Genomic DNA, 18,490 nt, shown 5'->3' on the forward strand with positions numbered 1-18,490 from the left:
AACCATAGCACGGGGCCAGGATGGTCCTTGACCAGCTGCTTCGGCCGACCCGGTCAGCCCAGCTCGCCGACCAGCAGCGGGTAGACGCCGCCGGCCAGCAGCGCGCTGAGCACCAGCAGTCCCAGCCCAGTGAACGCCGGCAGCCAACGCCGCCGGACCGGCACGGTCAGGAACAGCCCCGCGCAGATCAGCGCGACGCAGCAGAGCAGTGTCTTCGCCTGTAGCCAGGCGTCCAGCTGACGCGGCCCGAGCTGGGCGGCGCGGCCGACGATGTCGAAGCGGTCGAGCCAGTAGGCCGCCGCCTTCAGTGCCAGCAGTGCGGCGAAGAGCACGGAAAGCTGCGCCCGAGCCGCAGCCGTGCTGCGTCTTCGACGGTCCTGGAGCTGGAGCCCGCCGTAGAGGTAGTGCACCGCCCCGGCCGCGGCGAGCGAGGCGAAGATCGCCGCGAAACCGAAGTCGACCAGGAACCGGTACCAGGGCACGGTGGTCAGATAGAAGCTGGAGTCCAGGTGGAACTTGGGGTCCCGGGTGCCCCAGGGCGCCTCGTGCACCGTCTCCCGCCACAGATCGGCATGGGTCGCCGCCGCCGCACCGGCCAGCACACCGGGGAGGCCCGCAACCGCTGCCAGCAGCAGCGGCTTACGGCCCGCCACCAGCTGCCGACACGGATCGAGACTCACCTGTTCGGGCGACATGACGCTCAGCGGTTGCCGCATCCGGTGCGCCAGCCAGCAGTTGCCGCCGACCATCAGCGCCATCACCGAGCCGAAGACCAGGAAGAGGAAGAGCTGCCCCCAGGTCGGCGCGGCCAGCACCACGAGCGCCGCCAGCACCACACCCGCCGAGATCGCCGAGGCCAGCGGCAGAACCCGGGGACGGTGCCGGGTCGTCGGGCCGGGCGTCGGCATCTGGAAAACCAAGGCGGGTCCTCGGGCTCGTCGTTCGTGCGGTGGGGTCGGTTAGTCCAACTCCGACGACGATTATTTGAGTTCCCGGCGACATGTGAGGATAGGTTCCATGTCCGACGCCACGCCCCCTGCCGCCCGCCCGCTCACCCGCGCCGCGCTCGAGATCGACGAGTACGCCTCAGGTCTCGGCTGGGACCAGCCCGCCCGCCTGTTCGCCCTGGTCGACACGGGTGAGCTGCTGGTCAATCAGCCCGCGCTGGCCCGTCAGCTCGGCCTGGAGCCGGGTGCCAAGGGGGAGCTGACCCCGATCGAGCAGGACGAGCTGCCGAAGGGCGCGCAGCTGGACGAGTTCCTCGGCACCATCGCCTGGCCCGACGCCGTGGCCGGCTGCGCGCTCGTCGTCGAGCGCCTGATCCTGCCGCCCTCCGCGGAGGCGACCATCCCCGGCGGAAAGAGCGAGCGCGAGCTCGCGGCCTTCGTGGCGAAGCACCCGGAGCGCCAGGAAGTCCGGATGACCGTCGCGGTCCTGCGCGACGGCAGCAGGGAGACCGCCCTGCGGCTGCGCGAGAAGGACTCCGCCCGCGAGGTCCTCACCGGCCCCGACCTGGTCCCCGGCCTCGCGGACGCCCTCCTGACGACCTTCAGCTGAGGCACGGACTGCTCTTCACCCCTGGGGCGCGGGCTGGCGCACGCCGCGTGCCTTGCCATCGGCCTACTTGGTGCAGGACGGCAGCGCCGCGGTGTTGCCGGAGCGGATCTGCGCGAGGGCGTCCAGGGCCCCCTTGAGGGTGGTCTCCTTGACCAGCGTCAGGCCCTTCGGCGTAGCCGAGGCAGCCTCCGCGCAGTTGTCGGCCGGGGTGAAGAAGTACTGCGCCCCTGCCGCACGCGCGGCGATCAGCTTCATGGAGATCCCGCCGATCGGCCCGACGTTGCCGGTCGAGTCGATCGTCCCGGTCCCGGCGACGAACTTGCCTCCGGTCAGGTCGGTGCCGTTGAGCTTGTCGACGATCCCGAGCGCGAACATCAGACCGGCGCTCGGGCCGCCCACGTCGCCCAGGTTGATCTCGACGTCGAACGGGAAGGTGTGCTCCACGTCCGGCTGGATGCCCACCATCGCCTTCTGCGTGGTCGGGTTCTCCGCAGTCTTGACCGCCACCCGCTGCTCCTCCGCCGCGCGCTGCGCCGGGGTCTGCGTGAGCTCGGAGGTCTTCGCCTTGGGGATCACCGTGAAGACCACGTCCTGGCCGGGCTGGTGCTTGGTGACCAGCGCGGAGACCTGCTTCGGGTCCGTGACCGGGGTACCGTCGACCGCGACGATCACGTCGCCCGCGTGGAGCTTGCCCACCGAGGGGCTGTTCTCGACGACCGCGGCGACCACGACCTCTGCCGCGACCGGGAAGCCGAGCTGCGTCAGCGCCGCCGTCTTCGCGCTGTCCTGGGAGGCCGAGAACTCCTCGGCGTTCTGCTGCTGGGCCTGCTGCGCGGTCTGGTTGTCCGGGTAGAGCGTGCTGTGCGGGACGATCGCCATATTGCCGTCGATCCAGCCCGCCAACGCGGAGATCAGGCTCGGGCGGTAGTCCGCGCTGCTCACCTCGACGGTGGTCATGTTGAGGTGACCGGTCGTCGGATACGTCTGATGGCCGCTGATCACGATGACCGGCTTGCCGTTCTGGTCGCCGAGCGTGTTGTAGGTCGGCCCGGGACTCATCTCGGCATACGGCGCCGGGACCAGAAGAGTGACGCAGAACAGCGCTATCAGCAGCAGCGTGGAGGCGAGCATCGTCGCGGAGCGGCGTGGCATGGCACGACAGTACGGGACGCGCTCGTCGTCGCGCCCGCCGGACTACGCTTCGCCAGGCTCGGGGCGGGGGTCGGGGCGGGGCTCGGCGCGCTCCGGCTTGCGTTCCATGGCGGTGCGGAAGCGCTCGTAGTCCTGGAGCGAGTCGCGGTCCCCCGTCTTCCTCGTCCGGGAGGAAAAAGTCACCCAGAGCGCGGCGAGGACGCCACCCAGCAGCGGGATGATCCACCAGGCGAGCACACTCATGTCGTTCTCCCAGCTCATCGTGGTATCAGCAGACTAGCCGCTGATACTCACAACGATCACAGGGCCGTGCCGGTCACGCACCGGATGCACGAGATGTTCGCGCATCCGCCGGGATCGGCCACAGGGCAGCTCAGCAGGCGGCCACCCATTCGTCACTGCCGTCCGCGAAACGCTGGTGCTTCCAGATCGGGACCTCGTGCTTGAGGGTGTCGATCAGACGCCGGCATGCCTCGAACGCCTCACCCCGGTGGGCGGTGGAGACCGCGACGATCACGGCGACGTCGTTGATCTCCAGCAGACCGACGCGGTGCACGGCGGCGAGCGCGAGCACCGGGTACTCGGCGCAGACCGTCTTCGCGACGCGGCGCAGTTCCTCCTCCGCACTGGGGTGCGCACTGTACTCCAGCGCGGTGACGCCCTTGCCCGCGTCGTGGTCCCGCACGGTGCCGACGAAGACGTCGGTCCCGCCTGCGGCGTCGTGCTCGACCGCCGCGTAGACCTCGTCGAGCGAGAGCGCGGTGTCGCGCAGCGCGAGCAGGCGGATGGGGTCCTGGAGGGTGCTCATGCCGTCCATCATGGCGGATCGGATGCGCAGTTCAAGCCCTCGATTCCGCATCGTGACACTCGTGTTCCATGGTGATGTTCCGGTGGCGCAGGTCAGCCCCGGCGGCGCTTGCGGGCGCGACGCACCAGCGCCGCCGTGCCGACCAGGGCGACCGTCGCGCCGGCCGCGCCCAGGCTCGTCGCGGCGTCCTTGCCGCTGAGCCTGCGGCCCGCCACCGCGTGGTTGCCGGAGACCTGGGCCAGCAGCTCCGCGAGGACCTCGTCGTTGTTGAAGCGCGGCCGCCAGCCCGCCTCGTGCAGGCGACTTCCGGAGACCACCCACGGGTACATCGTGTAGGCCAGGTCCCCGGCCGGGGCCGGGGTCAGGCCGAGACGGTGCAGGCGGGCGGCGGTGCCGAGCGCGAGGCTGGCCGGCAGCTCCATCCGGCGGATACCGGTGATCTGCTCGACCTCCTCCTGCTCCAGCCAGCCGTCGCAGCCGACCGTCACCTCGCCCTCGACCAGGCCGAGCACCGCGTACTCCAGGGCGGCGGTGAGGTCGTCGACGTGGCAGAACTGCCAGCACGGCCGCGAGCCCGCGACCACCAGCAGCCGAGGCGCCTCGAAGTGCCGGGTGAGCACGGTGTCCACGCCGGGGCCGACGACGACCGCCGGACGAAGCACCGTGACCGAGAGCCCGGGGTGCACGTGCGGGGCGCGCCGGGCCAGTCGTTCCATCTCCAGCAGGTCCCCCACGAGAGTGGCCTCCTCGGTGGCGCGCAGCGGCGCGTCCTCCGCGAGAGGCACCTCGTTGTCGGCCAACGCGCCGTAGACCATCGCCGAGGTGCAGAGCACCACCCGGTGGACACCGGCCGCGGCCGCCGCGGTGATGACCGTCTGCGTCCCGCGCACGTTGTACGCCGAACGGGCCTTCGGATCGGACTCCATGCCGAGGTCCAGCGCGAGGTGGACCACCACGTCCACGCCCGCCAGCCGTTCGGCGACCGCCGGATCGCGCACGTCGAGGACGCGCCACTGGACGCCCCTGGCCTCGCCGCGGCGCTCGTCGATGGCCAGCACCCGGCGGACGCCCTTGGATTCCACCAGACGGCGGACCAGGCGCTCGCCCATGCCGGAGGCGGCGCCGGTCACCGCGACGACCAGCGGCGGTCCGTCGTACTCGGGGTGCTCCGGCTCGGGCCGGGCGCCGATCTCGACCTCGGTCTCGACTACTGCCTCGACTTCTGTCTCGACCCGGGGCTCGACCTGGGCCTGCGTCTGAGCCGGAATCTCGGCCGCGTCCGCACCTGTCGGACCGTTGCGGTCGCCGGTCAGCCCAGAGCGAACGTCCGAAGGTGGGGAACTCACCGGCTGTCCTCCGCGGTTAGTTTTGATGCGTACGTAAGTGTCACGTACCGGTCCATCCTGCCCGAGGCCAGGGCACCGCGGTGCACCCGGCACCAGCTGTGTTCCGGCGCGGCCTACCAGATCGAGGCGACTCGTGAGCGACAACCCCTTCGGCTTCGGCCTTCCCCCCGAGGAGCCCGAGGAGGGCGACGAGGGGAAGCAGGGCGGCTCCGGCGGCTCTGGCGACTCTGGAAACAAGGGCGGCAACCCCTTCGGTTTCGGCTTTCCCGGCTTCCCCGGACTGCCCGGTTCCGGCGGTGCGGGCGGCGACAACCCGCTCGCCGGGCTCTTCGGCGGGATGAACCCGAACGACATCGGCGCAGCCTTCCAGCAGCTCGGTCAGATGCTCTCCTTCGACGGCGGGCCGGTCAACTGGGAGCTCGCCAAGAACATCGCCCGGCAGGCCGTCGTCACGGGCACCGGCGAGGAGGGCTCCAAGGACCGCTCGGTCGGCGAGTCGGAGAAGTCCGCCGTCTCCGAGGCGATGCGACTGGCCGAGCTCTGGCTCGACTCCGCGACCGCCCTGCCCGCCGGCGCGACCAGCGCCGTGGCGTGGAGCCGGGCCGAGTGGATCGAGGCCACTCTCCCCGCCTGGCAGGAGCTCGTCGACCCGGTGGCCGAGCGCGTGGGCGCGGCCATGGGCGGCGTCGTGCCCGAGGAGATGCAGGCCATGGCCGGCCCGCTGCTCGGCGTCATGCGCAGCATGGGCGGAGCCATGTTCGGCACCCAGATCGGCCAGGCGCTGGGCGCCCTCGCCGCCGAGGTGCTGGGCTCCAGCGACGTCGGCCTCCCGCTCGGCGCGCCCGGCAAGGCGGCGCTGCTGCCGCAGAACATCGAGATCTTCGGCGAGGGACTGTCCGTGCCCGCCGACGAGGTCCGGCTGTACCTGGCCCTGCGCGAGGCGGCCCACCAGCGTCTCTTCGCCCATGTGCCGTGGCTGCGCCAGCACCTGTTCGGCGCCGTCGAGGCATACGCGCGCGGGATCAAGGTGGACACCGCCCGGCTCGAGGACCTGGTCGGCCAGATCGACCCGATGAACCCCGAGTCGCTGCAGGAGGCGATGAGCGGCGGCCTGTTCCAGCCCGAGGACACCCCCGAGCAAAAGGCCGCGCTCGCCCGCCTGGAGACGGCGCTCGCCCTCGTCGAGGGCTGGGTGGACGCCGTCGTCCACGCCGCCGCCGCACCGCACCTGCCGCACGCCGCCGCGCTGCGTGAGACGCTGCGCCGCCGCCGCGCGAGCGGCGGGCCGGCCGAGCAGACCTTCGCGACCCTGGTCGGCCTGGAGCTGCGCCCGCGCCGGCTGCGCGACGCCTCCCGCCTCTGGGCCTCGCTCGCCGACGCCCGCGGCACGGACGGCCGCGACGCGCTCTGGCAGCACCCGGACATGCTGCCGACCGCGGCGGACCTCGACGACCCGGACGGCTTCGTCCATGGTGCCGCCACCGAGGAGCTCGCCGAGGGCGGTATCGACTTCACCAAACTGGACGAGATGCTGAACGAGGCCGCCGGGCGCGGTCCGGATTCCGCCAAGCCCGAGACCGACAAGCCCGAGACCGGCAAGCCCGAGGCCGACGCCGCGAACGACTCCGAGGACGACAAGAAGTCGGACGGGGACAAGTGAACTCCTCCCTGTTGACCCTGCATGCGGACGTGGTGCGCGTCCTTCGCGAGTGGGACGCGCCCAACGCCGAGCAGGATCTTCTGCGGCGCGACTACCTCGATCACCTGGACGCCCGCGCCGACGGCGTCTGGCGCAGCTGTCGCCCGGCCCACATCACCGCGAGCGCGCTGGTGGTGGACGTCGAGCGCGGCCGGGTACTGCTGACGCTCCACCCCAAGGTCGGCCGCTGGCTGCAACTGGGCGGCCACTGCGAGCCCGAGGACGTGACCCTGGCCGAGGCCGCGCTGCGCGAGGCCCGCGAGGAGTCCGGCATCGTCGAGGGCCTGACCCTGCTCGGCGACGGACCGGTGAAGCTCGACCGGCACGCCGTCCGCTGCGCCGGCCGGGACCAGCCGGAGAACACCCATCTCGACGTCCAGTACGTCGTGACGGCTCCCGTCGACGCGCTCGCGCGGATCAGCGAGGAGTCCCTCGACCTGCGCTGGTTCCCGTTCGAGGCGCTGCCGGAGCTGACCGACGCCTCGGTCCGTGAGCTCGCGGCCCGCGCACAGCACGCGCTGCGCTGACGATCGCCTACCGGGTACTGCTCTGACCCTCGCGCGGCGCGGGGATTCTGGCGGCCACCACGCCCTCCAGATACCCCCGCGCCCGCTCGGTGCGCGGGTAGGCGTCCAACAGGGCCCAGAACCGGCGACCGTGGTCCGGTTCGAGGAGATGGGCGAGCTCGTGCAGCAACACGTAGTCCACCACGTACTCCGGCATGCCCTGCAGGCGGTGGGAGAGACGTATCGTCCCCTCGGCGGGGGTGCAGGAGCCCCAGCGGGTGTTCTGGTTGGTGACCCAACGGACGCTGCGCGGACGCGCCCGGCCGCCCAGGAAGTTCTGGGACAGCTCGCGGGCCCGCTCGGCCAACTCCTCGTCGCTCGGGATCTGCCGGCTCTCCCTGGCGTCGAGCTTGTCGACCATCTGCGCGACCCAGCGCTTCTCCTCGGCCGCCGACATGCGAGCCGGGATCAGCACGACGGTGCGCCCGTTCTCGCGGTACGCGGAGACCGTACGGCTGCGCCGGGTGCTCCGGCGCACCTCGACATCCTGCGCCGCGGACCGGCTCTGGGCTGCCGCCAGAACAGACCTGCGCGGCACAGCAGGACGATGCTCCGCTCCCGCAGCCACGCCGGAGACGCTACCTGCCGGTGCTGACAAAAGTCCCGACCTGCTGGCCGAAAATCTCCCTTCGGGTGGGGATTGCCACAGCGGGAATACGGCCAACTCACAGCAAAACCGGACCAATAGCCAGTCGATAGAAGTGATCATCGGACTTCATCCACAGTCCTGTGGATAACTTTCCGCTCCTTTTCCGGGTTCGGGGCATGCTGGCCCCACAGCTCGTCCTCAACAGCTCGTCCTCACGAACGGAGCGGATGATGCGCCCCTGCCTGAAGCCCGCCCTGCGCCGCGCCTGGCGCGACCGGGACACTCTCCAGTTCGGCGTCGGCCCCGGGCACGGCGGCCTGCTCACCGCCGCCCCGGCCGAGGCGGAGTTCCTCGACCTGCTGGACGGCTCCCGGGAGCTCGCCGTGCTCCCCTCGGAGGCCGCCCGGCTCGGCGTCAGCGCCGAGCGGGTCGAGGAGCTGCTCCAGGGGCTGCACGCCTGCGACGCCCTCGACGACAGCAACGCCCACCGCCCGCTGCTGGCCCTGCCGGCGGCCGAACGCGCCCGCCTGGCACCCGATCTGGCCGCACTCTCGCTCGCCAGGCCCGGCCCGGGGGCCGCCCCCGCCGCGCTGCTCGCGCGCCGGGAGGCCCGGGTGGAGGTCCGCGGCGCCGGACGGGTGGGGGCCGCCGTGGCCGCCCTGCTCGCCTCGGCCGGAGTCGGGCGGGTCCGGGTCAGGGACGCGGGCCGGGTCCAACCGGAGGACGCCTCCCCCGCCGGGCTCCGGCCCGACGACGCCGGCCGGCTGCGCACCGACGCGGCCCGCGCGGCCGTCCGCCGCGCCGCGCCCGGGCTGCCGGACGAGACGGCGAGCGCACAACGCGCCCCCGATCTGGTCGTCGTGGCCCCGCGCGGCCTGCCCGACCCGGAGCTCGGCCGGGCCCTGCAACAGGCCGCCCTCCCCCACCTCTACGCCGGTGTGGTCGAGACGACCGGATCTGTCGGCCCGCTGGTGCTGCCGGGCAGCAGCCCGTGCGGACGCTGCCTCTCCTGCCACCGCGCCGACGCCGATCCGCACTGGCCGCTGCTGCTGGCGCAGCACTGCAGCGGCCGGTCCGCCCCCGGCGCCTGCGACGCCACCCTCGCGGCGACGGTCGCGGCCACCGCCGCCCTGCACGCGCTGATCTTCCTGGACGGCGGAGCACCCCCTAGCCTTGGCGGGTGGGTCGACATCTCCATGGTCGACGGCTCGATGCGTCGTCGCCGTCTCGATCCGCACCCCGACTGCGGCTGCTGTTGGCAGGCGGGGGCAGAATGAGGCCGTCCGACAGATGATGCGACGCCCTGATCTGTCGATCGGCCCGAGCAGGACCAACCGCGCCAGACAAGCAGGGAGGCATCCGTGAGCGATCTTCCACGGAAGGCAGTGACCCGCACGGCCAAACTCGCTGCCCTCCCGTTGGGGATAGCCGGACGCGCCACCCTGGGCCTGGGCAAGCGCATCGGCGGCCGGCCCGCCGACGTGGTCGCCGCCGAGCTGCAACAGCGCACCGCGGACCAGCTGTTCAAGGTACTGGGCGAACTCAAGGGCGGGGCCATGAAGTTCGGCCAGGCCCTCTCGGTCTTCGAGGCCGCCCTGCCGGAGGAGGTGGCCGGCCCCTACCGGGCCGCGCTGACGAAGCTTCAGGAGGCCGCGCCGCCGATGCCGGCCGCCTCGGTGCACAGCGTTCTCAACGAACGCCTCGGGCCGGACTGGCGTGCGCTGTTCACCAGCTTCGAGGACAAACCGGCTGCCGCCGCGTCCATCGGCCAGGTGCACCGGGCCGTGTGGCACGACGGGCGCGCGGTCGCAGTCAAGGTGCAGTATCCGGGCGCCGGTGACGCCCTGCTCTCCGACCTGAACCAACTCGGCCGCGTCGCCAGACTGATCGGTCCGCTGATCCCCGGCCTGGACGTCAAGCCGCTCATCGCCGAGCTGCGCAACCGGGTCACCGAGGAGCTCGACTACGCGCTGGAGGCCCACTCCCAGACCGTCCACGCCGTGGAGTTCGCCGACGACCCGGAGATCCGCGTCCCGGCCGTGGTGCACCAGGCCGAACAGGTGCTGGTCACCGAGTGGATGGACGGCATCCCGCTCTCCGAGGTGATCGCCTCGGGCAGTAGGGAGCAGCGCGACCGCGCCGGCCAGCTGCTGGCCCGCTTCCTCTTCGCCGGCCCGGCCCGCACCGGCCTGCTCCACGCGGACCCGCACCCGGGCAACTTCCGGCTGCTGGCTGACGAGGGACCGGTCGAAGGCTGGCAGCTCGGCGTGCTCGACTTCGGCACGGTCGACCGGCTGCCGGAGGGCCTGCCGGCCCCGATCGGCAACGCCCTACGGATGGCACTGGCCGGGGACGCCGCCGGGGTGCTGGAGATGCTGCGCCAGGAGGGCTTCGTCAAGCCGAGCATCGATCTCGACCCCGACGCGGTGCTGGACTACGTGCTGCCGATCATCGAACCCGCCGCCGTGCCCGAGTTCCGCTTCACCCGCAGTTGGATGCGGGCCCAGGCCGCCAGGGTCGGTGATCCGCGCTCGCCCGCGTACGCGCTCGGACGCCAGCTCAACCTGCCACCCTCGTACCTGCTGATCCACCGCGTCACGCTGAGCACCATCGGCGTGCTCTGCCAGCTCGACGCCACCGCATCCTTCCGCGACGAGCTGCTCGCCTGGCTCCCCGGCTTCGCCGACGAGGAGGTCGTCGCGTAGCGCACAGCCAATCGTGCCCCCGAAAGCCCTCGGGCCCGCCTCTCCGAGGAGAGGCGGGCCCGATCGTTTCTGTCGGATTCTTCAGGTACTGCGGTTACTTCGGTACTGCGCTACTGCTGGATAGATCGTGTTTCTCAGAGCACGACGCTGGCGAGCGCACGCCGGGCGCGCAGCGAGGCGCGCTCGGCCTTGCGCTTCAGTTGGACGGCGCGGACCAATCGTTCGCGCTCGGCCTCCTGCAGGCGCTCTTGCATGTGGACACGGGCCAGGGCTTCGGGCATGAGTTGCATGGTGAGGGTCCTGTTCTGGGTGTTCTCGTGGCGGAGGACGGCGGTCGGACGTGCGTCGGCGGGACGGTTCATCGAAGGGACCTGCTTGTCGGTGGTCGGGTTGGGACTGATTCGCGGTGCGGTCGCGGGATCGGCGATCTCGCGGATGGAGCTGCGGAGTGCGCCTGCGGCGGTCACGCCATGACCTCGGTCTTGCGCGGACGCCCACGGGGCCGCTTCCGGGCCACGACGACGCCCTGGACGAAGAGCTCGCCACCCCAGACGCCCCAGGGCTCGCGGCGCTCGAGCGCGCCGGTCAGGCAGGCCGCCTTCACCGGGCAGGTGCCGCAGAGGGACTTGGCGTACTCGACGTCCGCGGGGGTCTCGGCGAAGAAGACCTCGGGGTCGAGCGAACGGCAGGGGATCGGGGCGCCGAGAGTCTCGGCCTCCTCGAACGCGGTGAGCTGCATCAGGGTTACCTCCGGGGGGTGGGAGTCGTCGAAGTGGTCGGCGTTGGTTGCGGACGGGGCGTGTGGGCTGGTCACCGGTGACACGTTCGCGTCGTCTTCCTGTTTGAGTGGGTGTTCTCGAGTTGTCTGTTCTGCCTGTGGGCAAACAGAAGGGCCGCGGATCCCGATTCGGGAATCCGCGGCCCTGGAAGCGCCGACCTGATGCAGGCTCAGGTTCGCTCTATCCAAGGGTGTGGGCCGCGGAAGGCCCTCATCGTGATCGCCGTTCCGGCGACCTTCTGCTGCTTCTGGGACTGGTGCTGGAGGGACGCGCTGTGCTTCTCCGAGCCGGCTCCGGCACCCGCTGCGTCGCCATAACCGCCTGCCAGGGCGGTGATGGGCGCTACGGATGCCGACAGCGGTCGCTCAATGCGGCGTGCATCCCACGCGCCGAAGCCATTGCTGGCAACGGCAGCGGCAAGGCGCACACGAGTGGCGTCGACACCGGCACCGGCGAAGGACAGACCACGGGCTTCGAAGATCTCGAAGCACGGCATGCCGAAATCGGCGGCGGTCAGGGTCCGGCCAGTCAGCTTGGTGATCATGGTCTTCACAATGTCCGCCTCCCTTCGGCGTGCTAGGAGTCCGCTGATGAAGCGGACCCGCTGGTGGTCAATGGCCTTCGTCAAGCTTGGCGTACACCCCGGAGGATGTACAGGTGCAGCAGTGACGCCCGCTACAGGTGGGACCTGAGTGGGCTCGGTCTCGTTTCCTTGACCGTGCTGGCACGCTAGTAGGGTCCGCACTGCGGGCGCAAACTATTTTTCCGGCGAGTCTTCTGCTGACTTCTCAGAGGCGCCGTTCTCGTCCGACAGGTCCGAGATGTCCCCTTGCCCGAATGGTTCGAGCGGCTCGGACGGCGAATCGACTCCCCCGCACAACGACAGCACGGTCTCGCCGTACTTGTCCAGCTTCGCGCGGCCCACTCCGGAGATCTGGCCGAGTTCCGTCAGCGAGCCGGGGAGCTGTTCCGCGATGGCGAGCAGGGTGGCGTCGGTGAAGACGCAGTAGCCGGGCAGGCCCTGCTCCTTCGCCATCCGGCCGCGCCAGTCGCGCAGCCGCTCGTAGAGGGCCTCGTCCAGATTGGACGGACAGTCGTCGCAGCGGCGGAGCTTGCGCTCGACCGCCTCGGTGAGCACCCGTCCGCAGACCCGGCACTTCAGCGGCGCCTTCGAGCGTGCGGTGCGACCCTCGCGTCCGGCGGCTCCCCCGGCCGCGCCGGCGCGGCCGGCGCCGCGTCCACCGCCACGGGTGGCCGAGCCCGGACGCAGGCCGTCCAGGAAGCGGGAGGGGTTGCGCGACGCGCGACCGCCGGGCGAGCGGGCCAGCGCCCAGGAGAGGCCGAGGTGCTCGCGGGCCCGGGTGACGCCGACGTAGAGCAGCCGCCGCTCCTCCTCGACCTGCTCGTCGGTCTTGGCGTAGGTGATCGGCATCATTCCCTCGGTGAGACCGACCAGGAAGACGGCGTCCCACTCCAGACCCTTGGCCGAGTGCAGCGAGGCAAGGGTGACGCCCTCGACAGCCGGGGCGTGCTGCGCGGCGGCACGGGCGTCGAGCTCGGCCACGTAGGCCGCGAGGCCGGCCGGCTGCCCCGCCGCCTGCTGGGCGGCCTCGAACTCCTCGGAGAGGCGGACCAGCGCGGCCAGCGACTCCCAGCGCTCGCGCACCGCGCCCGAGCCGGACGGGGGCTGCGCCGTGAAGCCGCGCGTCGAGAGCACCGCCCGGACCTGCTCGGCCAGCCTCTCGGGAGTGTCCTCCAGCAGCGGATCGACCGGGCCGCCACCGGCCCTGGCCGCACCGCGCAGCAGCATCCCGGCCTCGCGGACCTCGGGACGCTCGAAGAAGCGCTCGGCGCCGCGCAGCTGATAGGCGATGCCCTGGTCGGCCAGCGCCTGCTCGTAGACCTCGGACTGCGCGTTGACCCGGAACAGCACCGCGATCTCGCTGGCCCGGACCCCCGCATCGAGCAGCGCGCGGATCCGCTTAGCCGTGCCCTCCGCCTCGGCGGGCTCGTCGGGGTACTCCATGTAGACCGGCTCGGGGCCGGCGTCCCGCTGCGAGACCAGCTCCAGCCGGTGCTGGGCGGCCTGCCCGCGGGCCTGGGCGAGCAGGCCGTTGGCCAGGTGGACGACCTGCGGGGTGGACCGGTAGTCGCGGACCAGCTTCACCACCGTCGCGTCGGGGTGCTTCGCGCGGAAGCCGAGCAGGTACTCCGGCGTGGCGCCGGTGAAGGAGTAGATCGTCTGGCTGGCGTCGCCGACGACGCAGAGGCTGGAGCGAGGGCCGAGCCAGAGGTCGAGCAGGCGCTGCTGCAGCGGCGAGACGTCCTGGTACTCGTCGACGACGAAGTGCTGGTACTGGGCCCTGACCTGCTCGGCGACCTCCGCCCGGTCGTCCAGCACGCCGACGGCGAGCAGCAGCACGTCCTCGAAGTCGATGACGGCGCGGTCGCGCTTGAGCTCCTCGTAGACCTTGTAGACCTGACGGATCTCGGCCGGATCGCGCGGAGTCTCCCGCCCGGCCTTGATCGCGGCGGCCGGGTAGTCCTCCGGCACCGTCTGGGTGACCTTGGCCCACTCGATCTCACCGGTCAGATCCCGCAGCTCCGTCCGCTCCAGGCGAAGCCGGCAGCGCCCGGCCGCCTCCGCGACCAGCTGCACCTTGCGCTCCAGCAGCCGCGGCAGCTCCCCGCCGACCACCCGGGGCCAGAAGTACTGGAGTTGGCGCAGGGCGGCGGCGTGGAACGTACGCGCCTGCACGCCCTCCACGCCCAGTTGCCGCAGCCGTCCGCGCATTTCGCCGGCGGCGCGGGCGGTGAACGTGACGGCGAGCACCCGCTGCGGCTGCATCACGCCGCTACGGACGCCGTAGGCGATCCTGTGCGTGATCGCGCGGGTCTTGCCCGTGCCGGCGCCCGCGAGGACGCAGACGGGGCCTTGCAGGGCCGTGGCGACGGCCCGCTGCTCCGGGTCGAGCCCGGCGAGCACGGCCTCGGCGTCACGCGGTGCGGTGGTGAAGGGCGCTGCGCCCGGGAGCTCTACCTGCATGCCGCCATCCTCTCAAGCCGCGGCGACAACCCGGGCCACGTTGTCCACAGGGCCGGTGTGCTGATACGACCGGGGAATGCAGTCGCCCCGCCGGTACGTTGGGCGTACTGGCAGCCAGACACCAGGCAAGACACAAGGAGCGATGCGGATGTCCGCCACAGTCACGATGTACAGCACCACCTGGTGCGGCTACTGCCAGCGACTGAAGTCGCAGCTGACGCGCGAGGGCATCGCCTACACCGAGATCAACATCGAGCAGGACCCGGCCTCGGCCGCGTTCGTCGAGAAGGTCAACAACGGCAACCAGACGGTTCCGACGGTGATCGCGACCTCCTCCGCCGGTACCGAGACGGTGATGACCAACCCGTCCCTGGCCCAGGTCAAGGCCGCCATCGCCTGACCTCCGGCGAGCACGCCGAACGCACCCGCGACAGCGACGGCCCCGGGCTTCCACCCGGGGCCGGTCGCTGTTCTGCACCCTGCCCACGCGCCGCGCCGAGGGCGGGATTCGGCATCCGGACGCATAGTTCGTCCACGCATCCCGACTCGACCGGTCCGGTCCGCGCGAGGCGACCTCGTCACCGCCCGCGCCAGACCCGGTTCCTCAGCCGATCGGTGATGTCGGTGGCGGCCCGTACGATCAGCATCTGGAAGTCCGCGCACAATTTCCGGCCGAAGACCTCCGCCGCTTCCGCTTCTTCCGCATATGGCGCGAGCGCGGAGCGAAGGGGGCTACGACAGCGGGATCAGTGGGTGCACGATAAGCATGAAAGTCCCTCGTGGACGAGAACATCAACAGCAAGTCGGACAGTATGACGAGCAACGCGCTACTGACTCTCCAGGTCGCTCTCGACCCACAGCGGCACGGCCGCCTGCCACTCCCAGCCCATGATCCGCTGCCGTAGATCCGCGGCGAACCGCTGATATTCGGGAGCCTGCCCTGGCCCTCGGGAAATGTTCACCCCGAGAATGTAGCCATTCCACTTGCGCAGCCTCAGGGAAACGGGCCAACATCGGTCGAGGCTGGCTCAATCCGGATTATCCCAACTACCTGCGCGCCACACGATTCTGCCCCGGAGGCACGAACGATGAACGACCGGAGAGCCTGGGCGGCTATCGCCTCCTTCCCGCCTCATCCGCGGAACGTCCGCCACGCGCGTCGGATCACGCGCACGGCGCTCGCCGCCTGGGGCGTGTCCGAGCTGGTCGACAGCGCCGAGATGGTCGTCTCCGAGCTGGTCACGAACGCTCTCCGCTACGGCAGCGGCCCGGTCGACCTGACGCTCGCGCTGACCGAGACGGGCCTGCGCATCGCCGTCACGGACGAGGGCACCACGCTGCCCACCGCGCGGGACGCCGATCCGGACGCGCAGGGCGGACGCGGCCTGCAGATCGTCCAACTGCTCGCCGAGAGCTGGGACGTGGTCGTCCGGCTCACCGGCAAGACGGTCACCTGCGTCCTCCAACTGGAGCCGGCCAAGCCGGACCGGTTCGAGGAGGTCGGCAGCCTCGTGCACCCTTCGGGTGAATTGGGCGCGTGAGGCATGCCGGGGGGCGCGTGGGGGCGCGCGAGCGACCCCACACCCCGGGACGTAATCGGCGGGGTGGGGTCGCGGGCGGGGTCGCTCGCGCGGTTCGGGTCTACCAGCTCGTCTCGGGCAGCGGGCCGCCGTACCAGAGCTCCACGAGCCTGCGCGCGATGGAGATGCCGGCCGGCGGCAGCGTCGTGCCGTTCTCCATGCCGGTGCGCAGCTCCTCCCGGGTGAACCAGCGCGCCTCGTCGAGCTCGTCGCCGTCGACCTCGATGTCAGCGCCGCCGTCGCGCATGTCCGCGCGAGCCGTGAAGCCGAGCATCAGGCTGGAAGGAAACGGCCACGGCTGCGAGGCCACGTACTCGACCGAATCGAGGTCCACCCGGACGCCCGCTTCCTCCGCGACCTCGCGGGCGACCGCCTGCTCGAGGGACTCGCCGGGCTCGACGAAGCCGGCCAGGGTCGAGTAGCGCCCCTCCGGCCACAGCGCCTGACGGCCCAGCAGCGCGCGGTCCTGCTCGTCGGTGACCAGCATGATCACCGCACCGTCGGTGCGCGGGTAGTGCTCCTGCGCGCAGGAGGTGCAGCGACGCACGTGCCCGGCCGCCGCCACCACCGTGGGGTGTCCGCAGCGGGCACAGAACCGGTGCGACTGGTGCCAGTTCTGCAGCGCCACGGCATGAACGAGCAGCCCGGCGTCGCGATCGCCGAGCAGGCCGCCGACCTCACGCAGGCCCGCCGGCCGGGCCGGGCCGTCCAGACGCCCCGGCAGCTGCGCGCAGGAGACGGCGAAGTAGGCCGTGCCCTCCTCGTCGCAGCCGAGGAAGTGGCGCTCGCCCTCATCCGGCGCCTCGAAGGTGGGCAGCAGCACCAGCTCGCTGCCCTGCTCCGCGTCGACGACGAAAGCCTTGCCCTCGGAGATCGCCAGCACCTGGGTGCTGGGATGACTCCAGGCCGCGGCCAGCCACGGCTCGTCGAGCCGGTGCTCGGCGGCCCTGTTCACACCCACGCGCGACAGCGCGAGCGGGCGGTCGAAGTGCTGGTGAACCGTCACGGTTCACTCCCCCCTGATCAGTTGGTGCGGGCCTGCGACGGGCGGTCGGACTGCTGCCCCTGCCCCACGGCCCAGTGCTCGGCCAGGTCGGCCCACAGGTAGGCCGAGGTCTCCACTCCCTTCGCCAGCAGGGCGAGCTCGACCTTCTCGTTGATCGAGTGCCACCCGTCCGAGGGCACCGAGATGCCGAGGAAGAGCACCGGCGCACCCAGCACGTCCTGCAGGTCGGCCGCAGGTCCGGAACCACCCTCACGGGTGAAGCGGATCTTCTGTTCGAAAGCCTGCCCCATCGAGCGGACCACCGACTGCAGCGCGGGGTGGTCCAGCGGCGTCAGGCAGGGGCGGGTCGCGCCGCGGAACTCGATCTCGTACCGGATGCCGGGGGTGACCTGAGCGGCCACCCACGCCCCGATGGACTGCTGGAACTTGTCCACGTCCTGGCCGGCGACCAGTCGGAAGGAGAGCTTGACGTGCGCCTCGGCCGGGATGATCGTCTTGCCGCCGGGGCCGGTGTAGCCGCCCCAGATCCCGTTGACCTCAGCGGTCGGGCGGGCCCAGATCCGCTCCAGCGTGCTGAAGCCCGCCTCGCCCTGGGTGGCGTGGGACTTGGCCACACCCAGCCAGGCGTCCTCGTCGAAGGGCAGCTCGGCGAAGAGCTCGCGCTCACGCTCGGTCAGCTCGACGACGCCGTCGTAGAAGCCGGGGATCGCGACCCGCCGGTCCGCGTCGTGCAGTGCGGCGACCAGGCGGGCGGCCTCGTCGGCCGGGTTCGGCACGGCCCCGCCGAAGGAGCCGGAGTGGATGTCGGTGCCGGGGCCGTAGAGGCTGATCTCACAGTCGGCGACACCGCGCATACCGGTGCAGACGGTGGGGGTGGTCTCTCCCCACATGCCGGTGTCGGAGATCATCACGACGTCGGCGGCGAGGCGGTCGGCATGCCGACGGACCAGCGCGGCGAAGTTCGGGGAGCCCGACTCCTCCTCGCCCTCGATCAGCAGCTTGAGGTTGACGGCGGGCGCGGTCCGCCCGGTCGCCGCGAGGTGGGCGCGGACACCGAGGGTGTGGAAGAAGACCTGCCCCTTGTCGTCGGCGGCGCCGCGCGCGTACATCCGGCCGTCGACGATCGTGGGCTCGAAGGGCTCGGTGGCCCAGCCGTCCTCACGCGCGGCGGGCTGCACGTCGTGGTGCCCGTAGACGAGCACGGTCGGCGCGTCGGCGTCACCGGACGGCCACTCGGCGAAGACGGCGGGCAGCCCGCCCTTCTCGGTGTCCCACACCTCGGCCACCGGGAACCCGGTCTCACTGAGCTTCGCGGCCAGCCACTCTGCGGAGCGGCGCACCTCGCCGGCCCGTTCGGGGTCGGCGGAGACGGAGGGGATGCGCAGCCATTCCGCGAGGTCGTCGAGGAAAGCGGCACGGTGCTGGTCGATGTATGCGCGGACGACGCGGACGACGCTGTCCGGGGCTTCGGCAGGGCTCATGGGCACGACTCTAGTTCGAAGCGGCGCACCGCCGAGCACGGGCGGTCCGCAGCGCTGACCCTGGGGGCGCGAGGCTCTGCTCGATTCACTGCGTGCTCGATTCACTGCCTGCGCGAGAAATCAATACTCGGCCTGCTGACCAGCGCGAGGACGACGCCGCCCGTGACCGTCAGCGC

Annotated in this window: 20 protein-coding genes; 7 read left to right on the forward strand and 13 right to left on the reverse strand. The window is 71.5% G+C overall.

The window, feature by feature from the left end; genetic code table 11:
* Nucleotides 1–53: 53 nt before the first annotated feature.
* Nucleotides 54–920: a UPF0182 family protein gene (locus tag ABIA32_RS10420; RefSeq protein WP_370093713.1), complete on the reverse strand. Its 867-nt coding sequence runs from the start codon at nucleotides 918–920 to the stop codon at nucleotides 54–56.
* A 97-nt stretch (nucleotides 921–1,017) separates the two neighbouring features.
* Here ABIA32_RS10420 and ABIA32_RS10425 point away from each other — a divergent pair, with 97 nt between their 5' ends.
* Nucleotides 1,018–1,557: a PPA1309 family protein gene (locus ABIA32_RS10425; RefSeq protein WP_370093714.1), complete on the forward strand. Its 540-nt coding sequence runs from the start codon at nucleotides 1,018–1,020 to the stop codon at nucleotides 1,555–1,557.
* A gap of 63 nt (nucleotides 1,558–1,620) precedes the next feature.
* Here ABIA32_RS10425 and ABIA32_RS10430 read toward each other — a convergent pair whose 3' ends face one another.
* The 4 genes from ABIA32_RS10430 to ABIA32_RS10445 all read right to left on the reverse strand — a co-directional run bounded on the left by ABIA32_RS10430 (nucleotide 1,621) and on the right by ABIA32_RS10445 (nucleotide 4,626).
* Nucleotides 1,621–2,709, reverse strand: a complete 1,089-nt coding sequence (locus tag ABIA32_RS10430) for a PDZ domain-containing protein (protein WP_370093715.1) — start codon at nucleotides 2,707–2,709, stop codon at nucleotides 1,621–1,623.
* A 42-nt stretch (nucleotides 2,710–2,751) separates the two neighbouring features.
* Nucleotides 2,752–2,952, reverse strand: coding sequence for a hypothetical protein (locus ABIA32_RS10435; protein ID WP_370093716.1), 201 nt, complete (start codon nucleotides 2,950–2,952; stop codon nucleotides 2,752–2,754).
* 130 nt (nucleotides 2,953–3,082) lie between these two features.
* Entirely contained in the window at nucleotides 3,083–3,526 is a 444-nt protein-coding gene (locus tag ABIA32_RS10440; protein WP_370093808.1) for a molybdenum cofactor biosynthesis protein MoaE, read from the reverse strand.
* A gap of 83 nt (nucleotides 3,527–3,609) precedes the next feature.
* The gene (locus ABIA32_RS10445) at nucleotides 3,610–4,626 is read right to left on the reverse strand and encodes an NAD-dependent epimerase/dehydratase family protein (protein ID WP_370093809.1); all 1,017 of its coding nucleotides are present in this window, start codon (nucleotides 4,624–4,626) and stop codon (nucleotides 3,610–3,612) included.
* 370 nt (nucleotides 4,627–4,996) lie between these two features.
* Between ABIA32_RS10445 and ABIA32_RS10450 the strand changes: the two genes are divergently transcribed.
* Nucleotides 4,997–6,523, forward strand: a complete 1,527-nt coding sequence (locus ABIA32_RS10450) for a zinc-dependent metalloprotease (protein ID WP_370093717.1) — start codon at nucleotides 4,997–4,999, stop codon at nucleotides 6,521–6,523.
* A gap of 11 nt (nucleotides 6,524–6,534) precedes the next feature.
* Complete coding sequence (locus ABIA32_RS10455; protein ID WP_370093810.1) at nucleotides 6,535–7,089, forward strand: NUDIX hydrolase; 555 nt, start codon at nucleotides 6,535–6,537, stop codon at nucleotides 7,087–7,089.
* A gap of 7 nt (nucleotides 7,090–7,096) precedes the next feature.
* Here ABIA32_RS10455 and ABIA32_RS10460 read toward each other — a convergent pair whose 3' ends face one another.
* A complete protein-coding gene (locus ABIA32_RS10460; RefSeq protein WP_370093718.1) occupies nucleotides 7,097–7,696 on the reverse strand; it encodes a M48 family metallopeptidase in 600 nt (199 codons plus the stop codon).
* Nucleotides 7,697–7,893: 197 nt separating this feature from the next.
* On the opposite strand from ABIA32_RS10460, the gene ABIA32_RS10465 reads away from it, so the two are divergent.
* On the forward strand, nucleotides 7,894–8,994 hold the full coding sequence (locus ABIA32_RS10465) for a ThiF family adenylyltransferase (RefSeq protein WP_370093719.1): 1,101 nt from the start codon (nucleotides 7,894–7,896) through the stop codon (nucleotides 8,992–8,994).
* Between the two features lie 84 nt (nucleotides 8,995–9,078).
* Nucleotides 9,079–10,422 carry an ABC1 kinase family protein gene (locus tag ABIA32_RS10470; RefSeq protein WP_370093720.1) on the forward strand — a complete coding sequence of 448 codons (1,344 nt, stop codon included), beginning with the start codon at nucleotides 9,079–9,081 and terminating at the stop codon, nucleotides 10,420–10,422.
* Nucleotides 10,423–10,556: 134 nt separating this feature from the next.
* On the opposite strand, the gene ABIA32_RS10475 is transcribed toward ABIA32_RS10470, so the two are convergent.
* The 4 genes from ABIA32_RS10475 to ABIA32_RS10490 all read right to left on the reverse strand — a co-directional run bounded on the left by ABIA32_RS10475 (nucleotide 10,557) and on the right by ABIA32_RS10490 (nucleotide 14,247).
* On the reverse strand, nucleotides 10,557–10,850 hold the full coding sequence (locus ABIA32_RS10475; protein WP_370093811.1) for a hypothetical protein: 294 nt from the start codon (nucleotides 10,848–10,850) through the stop codon (nucleotides 10,557–10,559).
* Nucleotides 10,851–10,885: 35 nt separating this feature from the next.
* Nucleotides 10,886–11,161 (reverse strand): WhiB family transcriptional regulator, encoded by a 276-nt coding sequence (locus ABIA32_RS10480; RefSeq protein ID WP_084715264.1) that lies wholly within the window; start codon nucleotides 11,159–11,161, stop codon nucleotides 10,886–10,888.
* A gap of 209 nt (nucleotides 11,162–11,370) precedes the next feature.
* A complete protein-coding gene (locus ABIA32_RS10485) occupies nucleotides 11,371–11,745 on the reverse strand; it encodes a hypothetical protein (protein ID WP_370093721.1) in 375 nt (124 codons plus the stop codon).
* Between the two features lie 213 nt (nucleotides 11,746–11,958).
* Nucleotides 11,959–14,247 (reverse strand): ATP-dependent DNA helicase UvrD2, encoded by a 2,289-nt coding sequence (locus tag ABIA32_RS10490; RefSeq protein WP_370093722.1) that lies wholly within the window; start codon nucleotides 14,245–14,247, stop codon nucleotides 11,959–11,961.
* Between the two features lie 148 nt (nucleotides 14,248–14,395).
* On the opposite strand from ABIA32_RS10490, the gene ABIA32_RS10495 reads away from it, so the two are divergent.
* Nucleotides 14,396–14,647 carry a mycoredoxin gene (locus tag ABIA32_RS10495; RefSeq protein WP_370093723.1) on the forward strand — a complete coding sequence of 84 codons (252 nt, stop codon included), beginning with the start codon at nucleotides 14,396–14,398 and terminating at the stop codon, nucleotides 14,645–14,647.
* Nucleotides 14,648–15,074: 427 nt separating this feature from the next.
* Here ABIA32_RS10495 and ABIA32_RS10500 read toward each other — a convergent pair whose 3' ends face one another.
* Nucleotides 15,075–15,209, reverse strand: a complete 135-nt coding sequence (locus ABIA32_RS10500; protein ID WP_370093724.1) for a hypothetical protein — start codon at nucleotides 15,207–15,209, stop codon at nucleotides 15,075–15,077.
* 126 nt (nucleotides 15,210–15,335) lie between these two features.
* Between ABIA32_RS10500 and ABIA32_RS10505 the strand changes: the two genes are divergently transcribed.
* Nucleotides 15,336–15,788, forward strand: a complete 453-nt coding sequence (locus ABIA32_RS10505; RefSeq protein WP_370093725.1) for an ATP-binding protein — start codon at nucleotides 15,336–15,338, stop codon at nucleotides 15,786–15,788.
* Nucleotides 15,789–15,888: 100 nt separating this feature from the next.
* On the opposite strand, the gene nudC is transcribed toward ABIA32_RS10505, so the two are convergent.
* Together nudC and ABIA32_RS10515 are read right to left on the reverse strand one after the other, a co-directional pair.
* Nucleotides 15,889–16,833 (reverse strand): NAD(+) diphosphatase, encoded by a 945-nt coding sequence (nudC, locus tag ABIA32_RS10510; protein ID WP_370093726.1) that lies wholly within the window; start codon nucleotides 16,831–16,833, stop codon nucleotides 15,889–15,891.
* Between the two features lie 17 nt (nucleotides 16,834–16,850).
* Nucleotides 16,851–18,314: a dipeptidase gene (locus ABIA32_RS10515; RefSeq protein ID WP_370093727.1), complete on the reverse strand. Its 1,464-nt coding sequence runs from the start codon at nucleotides 18,312–18,314 to the stop codon at nucleotides 16,851–16,853.
* Between the last annotated feature and the right edge of the window lie 176 nt (nucleotides 18,315–18,490).

It is taken from the genome of Streptacidiphilus sp. MAP12-20, assembly GCF_041262525.1.
Taxonomy (GTDB): domain Bacteria; phylum Actinomycetota; class Actinomycetes; order Streptomycetales; family Streptomycetaceae; genus Streptacidiphilus.